The organism is Methanocalculus chunghsingensis, from assembly GCF_018132105.1.
GTDB classification, from domain to species: domain Archaea; phylum Halobacteriota; class Methanomicrobia; order Methanomicrobiales; family Methanocorpusculaceae; genus Methanocalculus; species Methanocalculus chunghsingensis.
Genome location: NZ_JWHL01000046.1, coordinates 1 through 357 on the forward strand (window position 1 = coordinate 1; position 357 = coordinate 357).

The following is a 357-nucleotide window of genomic DNA, read 5'->3' on the forward strand; positions in this document are numbered from 1 at the left end:
TGGTAATTCGTTGGCAAAGTATCCGAAAGTTATCTTGCGGATCGATCCGGTTACCATGAGTTCAGGCCTCATGGAGCAATCATCTACGATCAACGTATCCTGGTGATAAAGACTCCTGATACCTGTTCTATCCTGACACTTGACGGAAGAGAGATGGTATCGATGTCATACGGCAGATACCAGCCTCTCGATCTCAAACGAGTAAAGGGTCAGGCTGATCTCGCCCTCATCAAAAACCAGTTCTTTCTCCTGATCGTGGTAGACGTACCTGAAGAACCACAGATTGAGCCTGAGGAGATCATCGGAGTCGATCTCGGTATAGCCAATATCGCAACCACATCGACAGGTGAAACCTTC

General features: G+C 47.6%; 1 protein-coding gene. It reads left to right on the forward strand.

The genetic code is table 11. The annotated features are described in order from the left end of the window. Positions 1-102: 102 nt before the first annotated feature. Positions 103-357, forward strand: a 255-nt coding sequence (locus RJ53_RS11530) for a hypothetical protein (protein ID WP_211531785.1), incomplete at its 3' end; no start/stop codon positions are given.